The 5096-nt window shown below is 70.4% G+C and carries 5 protein-coding genes; 4 read left to right on the plus strand and 1 reads right to left on the minus strand.

Annotated features, from left to right (window positions below; genetic code table 11):
- On the minus strand, window positions 1-604 hold a 604-nt coding region (locus tag GH736_RS16950; RefSeq protein ID WP_159605430.1), incomplete at its 3' end, for a VIT1/CCC1 transporter family protein.
- 197 nt (window positions 605-801) lie between these two features.
- Here GH736_RS16950 and sucC point away from each other — a divergent pair.
- The 4 genes from sucC to GH736_RS16970 form a co-directional block, all read left to right on the plus strand.
- Window positions 802-1968, plus strand: a complete 1167-nt coding sequence (sucC, locus tag GH736_RS16955) for an ADP-forming succinate--CoA ligase subunit beta (protein ID WP_159605432.1) — start codon at window positions 802-804, stop codon at window positions 1966-1968.
- A gap of 17 nt (window positions 1969-1985) precedes the next feature.
- The gene (gene sucD, locus GH736_RS16960; RefSeq protein ID WP_159605434.1) at window positions 1986-2888 is read left to right on the plus strand and encodes a succinate--CoA ligase subunit alpha; all 903 of its coding nucleotides are present in this window, start codon (window positions 1986-1988) and stop codon (window positions 2886-2888) included.
- Window positions 2889-2999: 111 nt separating this feature from the next.
- Complete coding sequence (locus GH736_RS16965; RefSeq protein ID WP_159605436.1) at window positions 3000-3572, plus strand: hypothetical protein; 573 nt, start codon at window positions 3000-3002, stop codon at window positions 3570-3572.
- A gap of 97 nt (window positions 3573-3669) precedes the next feature.
- On the plus strand, window positions 3670-5096 hold a 1427-nt coding region (locus GH736_RS16970; RefSeq protein WP_159605438.1), incomplete at its 3' end, for a hypothetical protein.

The raw sequence follows: 5096 nt of genomic DNA on the forward strand, positions 1-5096 counted from the left end.
CGGTGATCGCGGTGATCGCGAGCGCGACGACCACGGCCACGAACGTCGCGGCCACGCGCCACTCGGGCGGCGGCAGCAGGATGGCGAGCATCGGCAGCACGGCGCCCACCAGGAACGACAGCGCGGACGCCCCGGCCGCGTGCCACGGATTCACCACGTCGTCCTCGTCGATGTGCAGCTCGACCTCGAGGTGCGCGGCGAGCGCGTCGTGCGCGGTGAGCTCGCGGGCGACGGCCTCCGCGGTGGCGGCCGAGAGCCCCTTGGCGCGGTAGAGCCCCGCGAGCTCGGCCAGCTCCTGCTCGGGCATGGTGTCGAGCTCATGCCGTTCCTTGGCGATCAGGGAGCGCTCGGTGTCGCGCTGGCTCGACACCGACACGTACTCGCCGAGCCCCATCGAGATGGCACCCGCGACCACCGCGGCGACGCCGGCGATGAGGATCGCCGCGACATCCGTGGTCGCCGCAGCGACGCCCACGACGAGTGCGGCGACCGAGACGATGCCGTCGTTCGCCCCGAGCACGCCGGCCCGCAGCCAGTTCAGCTTCGCGTGCACCGCGGAATCATGCGGGTCGGCGCGGTGGATGGGCTCCGCTCGGTCGCTCATCGAGCCAGTCTCGCAGCCGTGGCCCGACGGTGGCCAGCGGCATCCGCCCGGTTCCGACCCTCGGATGAGGGGGAGTACCATGGTGCTCGGCCCGCGTATCTCGATATCGAGACAATCAGTGCTCGTTGAGCACAGGCCGGGCCGCACCCACCAGCCCCTGTGCGCCGTCGCGCGTGCGGACCGATTGGAAGTAGAGCGTGGATCTTTACGAGTACCAGGCCAGAGACCTGTTCGAACAGTACGGGGTCCCGGTGCTCCCGGGCATCGTGGCCGACACCCCAGAAGAGGTCCGCGCCGCGGCCGAGAAGCTCGGCGGCGTCGTCGTCGTGAAGGCCCAGGTGAAGACCGGCGGCCGCGGCAAGGCCGGCGGCGTCAAGGTCGCGAAGACCCCCGACGAGGCGGAGGAAGCGGCGAAGGCCATCCTCGGTCTCGACATCAAGGGTCACGTCGTGAAGCGCGTCATGGTGGCGGGCGGCGCCCGCATCGCGCAGGAGTTCTACTTCTCCGTGCTCCTCGACCGCGCCAACCGCTCCTACCTCTCGCTCACGAGCGTCGAGGGCGGCATGGAGATCGAGCAGCTCGCCGTCGAGAAGCCCGAGGCGCTCGCGCGCATCGAGGTCGACCCCGGCACGGGCATCACGCCCACCAAGGCCCGCGAGATCGCCGAGGCCGCGAACTTCCCGGCCGAGCTCGTCGACAAGGTCGCCGACGTGTTCGTGAAGCTCTACGACGTCTACACGAGCGAGGACGCCACGCTCGTCGAGGTGAACCCGCTCATCCTCGACGAGGACGGCAACGTCATCGCCCTCGACGGCAAGGTCACGCTCGACGAGAACGCCGAGTTCCGCCACGCCGGCCATGCCCTGCTCGAGGACAAGGCCGCGGCCGACCCCCTCGAGGCGCAGGCCAAGGCGCTCGACCTCAACTACGTGAAGCTCGACGGCGAGGTCGGCATCATCGGCAACGGCGCGGGCCTCGTCATGTCGACGCTCGACGTCGTCGCCTACGCGGGCGAGAACCACGGCGGCGTGAAGCCGGCGAACTTCCTCGACATCGGCGGTGGCGCCTCGGCCGAGGTCATGGCCAACGGCCTCGGCATCATCCTCGGCGACCCGCAGGTCAAGAGCGTGTTCGTGAACGTCTTCGGCGGCATCACCGCGTGCGACCAGGTCGCGAAGGGCATCGTCGGCGCGCTCGCCGAGCTCGGCTCCACCGCGAACAAGCCGCTCGTCGTGCGACTCGACGGCAACAACGTCGTCGAGGGCCGCCGCATCCTCGAGGAGGCCGCGCACCCGCTGGTCACCCTCGCCGAGAACATGGACCAGGGCGCCGACAAGGCCGCCGAGCTGGCGAACGCCGCGTAGAGAAGGATTCGAGAGCAATGACGATCTTCCTGAACAAGGACTCCAAGGTCATCGTCCAGGGCATCACCGGCGGCGAGGGCTCCAAGCACACGGCGCGCATGCTCGCGGCGGGCACCCAGGTCGTGGGCGGCGTGAACGCGCGCAAGGCCGGCACCACCGTGCTGCACACCGACGCCGACGGCAACGCGGTGCAGCTGCCGGTGTTCGCCTCGGTGTCCGAGGCGATCGAGCAGACCGGGGCGGATGTCTCCATCGCCTTCGTCCCTCCGGCCTTCACGAAGGACGCCGTGATCGAGGCCATCGACGCCGAGATCCCGCTCCTCGTGATCATCACCGAGGGCGTGCCCGTGCAGGACTCCGCGGAGTTCTGGGCGTACGCCAAGGAGCAGGGCGAGAAGACCCGCATCATCGGCCCGAACTGCCCCGGCATCATCAGCCCCGGAGAATCGCTCGTCGGCATCACCCCGGCGAACATCACCGGCAAGGGCCCCATCGGCCTCGTGTCGAAGTCGGGCACGCTGACCTACCAGATGATGTACGAGCTGCGCGACCTGGGCTTCTCGACCGCCATCGGCATCGGCGGCGACCCCATCATCGGCACCACCCACATCGACGCGCTCGCCGCGTTCGAGGCCGACCCCGAGACGAAGGCGATCGTGATGATCGGCGAGATCGGCGGCGACGCCGAGGAGCGTGCGGCCGACTTCATCAAGGCGAACGTGACCAAGCCGGTCGTCGGCTACGTCGCCGGCTTCACGGCGCCCGAGGGCAAGACCATGGGCCACGCCGGCGCCATCGTGTCCGGCTCGGCCGGCACCGCGCAGGCGAAGAAGGAGGCCCTCGAGGCCGCCGGCGTCAAGGTCGGCAAGACGCCGTCCGAGACGGCGCAGCTGCTGCGCGAGGTCTACGCCGCGCTCTGAGCGCGTCCGGACGAGACGAAGGAGGGCCCCGCCGGATCACCGGCGGGGCCCTTCCGCATTCGGGTGTCGCCGCTCTGTCGGCACGGTCCCGCCCGTGAGAGGGTGAATCCCATGGGTGATTCCACATCGGATGCCGCGGGGCGCACCGATCGGGCGGCCGCGGCGCCCTCAGGCGTGAGCACGCCGCCCAACCTCGCCACGAAGATCGTGCGCACGACGTTCGTCACCGAGGAGGCCGTGTACGGCGTGATCCTGGTGGACGGCATGATCCTCGTCTCGGGCGGCCACGGCGCGACGGCATGGTCGGTGTTCTGGACGGTCATCGGCACGGTGATCGTCTTCTGGGCCGCGCACGTCTACGCCGGCACCGTGGCCCACCACGGCCTCGATCACGACCGCATGATCGGCCTCGGCGAGGCGTTCCGCGGGTCGCTTCGGCGATCCCTCGGGCTTCTCGCCTCGGCGCTCATCCCATCCTTCATCCTGCTGCTCGGCGCCACCCAGGCGATCACCGATGTCTACGCCATCTGGACCGCCCTGTGGGCGGGCGTCGTGGTGCTCGCCGTGCTCGGCTGGGTCGCCTTCGCTCGGCGCGGCTCCCCGTGGCCGATCAGGCTCGCCGGCTCGCTCGCGACCGCCGGGTTCGGCCTCGCGATGATCCTGATGAAGGCGCTCATCCACTGACGCGGGTCGTTTCCGGAGGCGCACCCGGCCTTTCATCCAGAAGAAGTGATGCGCGCGACGGCGTCGTGGCGATAGGTTTCGAGCAAAGGGGGCGGTCATGTCGGATGCAGGGACGTCGGAACTCGAAGCCAGGATCGCGAAGCTCGAAGCCGAGAATGCGGCGTTGCGCGCCGGGTCGGTCACTGCGACGGTCGAGCGCACGGACGCCGCGAGCTCACCGCCGCGCGAACGCCGCCACCGCGGCCGCACCGTCGCGGCCGTCGCGCTCGTCGTCGTCGCACTGCTGCTCGCACCCGTGGCCGTGATCTCGGCGTGGGCGCGGCTCCAGCTGGTCGACACCGACCAGTTCGTCGCGACGTTCGCGCCACTCGCCGAGGAGCCGGCGGTGCAGGCGTACGTCGGCGACCAGGTCACCGCGGCGATCGAGGAGCAGGTCGACATTCCCACCCTGACCTCCGACCTCTTCGACGGCATCAAGCAGCTCGACCTGCCGCCGCGCGCCCAGCAGGCGCTCGGGCTGCTCGAGGCACCCGCGACCCAGGGGCTCCAGTCGCTCGTCTCGGGAATCGTCGACCGGCTCGTCGAGTCGCCGGCCTTCGCCGACATCTGGCGTGCTGCACTCACCCGGAGCCATCAGGCCTTCGTGGCCGCGGTGCAGGGGGATCCCGACTCCGCACTCGCGATCGGAGGCGACGGCACCGTCTCCGTGCAACTCGGCCCCATCATCGAGGCCGTGAAGGACCGCCTGGAGCAACAGGGGGTCGGTTTCGCCGCGAACATCCCAGTGGTCGAGCGCAGCATCGTGATCGCGCAGAACGACGCGTTCGTGCTCATCCAGACCGTCTACGCGCTGGCGGTCGCCGTGGGCACCTGGCTTCCCTGGGTCTGCCTCGCGTTGCTGGCCGCGGGCGTGCTCGTGGCGAAGCGCCGCACCGTGGCACTCGTCTGGACGGCGGCGGGACTCGCGTTGACCATGCTCATCCTCGCAGCCGGCCTCGGCATCGGCCGCACGTTCTTCATCGGCACGGTGAGTCCCTCGATCATGCCGTCCGACACCGCATCGGTGCTCTTCGACGGCCTCGTCGAGCTGATGCTCTCCACGATCGTCGCGGTGCTGGTGCTCGCGGTGCTCGTGGCGGTGATCGGCTGGTTCTCGGGTCCCTGGCGTCCGGCACGGGCCGCCCGCGGCTTCGCCGAGTCGGGCTTCGCATCGCTCCGCGCATCGGCCGCGCGGCACGGCGTCACGACCGGCTCGTTCGGCGTCGCCCTCGACCGCTGGCGCGGCGGCCTGTACGTGATCGTCGCCATCGTTGCGGCCGCCGTCGTACTGCTCAACCGGCCGGTCACGACGAGCCTCGTCGTGTGGACGGTGATCGTCGCGCTCCTCGTCGTACTGCTGATCGAGCTGCTGCGCCGTCCGGCAGCGGAGGTGGCGGCGCAGGCGGCTGCGGCGGAGACGGCAGCTGCGGATGCCGAGATCGCTGCCGCCGATGCCGCGACGACCTCGGCCGCCGAAGCGGCGAT

The organism is Agromyces humi, assembly GCF_009720255.1.
GTDB classification, from domain to species: Bacteria; Actinomycetota; Actinomycetes; order Actinomycetales; family Microbacteriaceae; genus Agromyces; species Agromyces humi.

Excerpts from the sequence above, each read along its gene's own strand:
- sucD (WP_159605434.1), top strand. The coding sequence starts at position 1,986 with ATGACGATCTTCCTGAACAAGGACTCCAAGGTCATCGTCCAGGGCATC.
- GH736_RS16965 (WP_159605436.1), top strand. The coding sequence starts at position 3,000 with ATGGGTGATTCCACATCGGATGCCGCGGGGCGCACCGATCGGGCGGCC.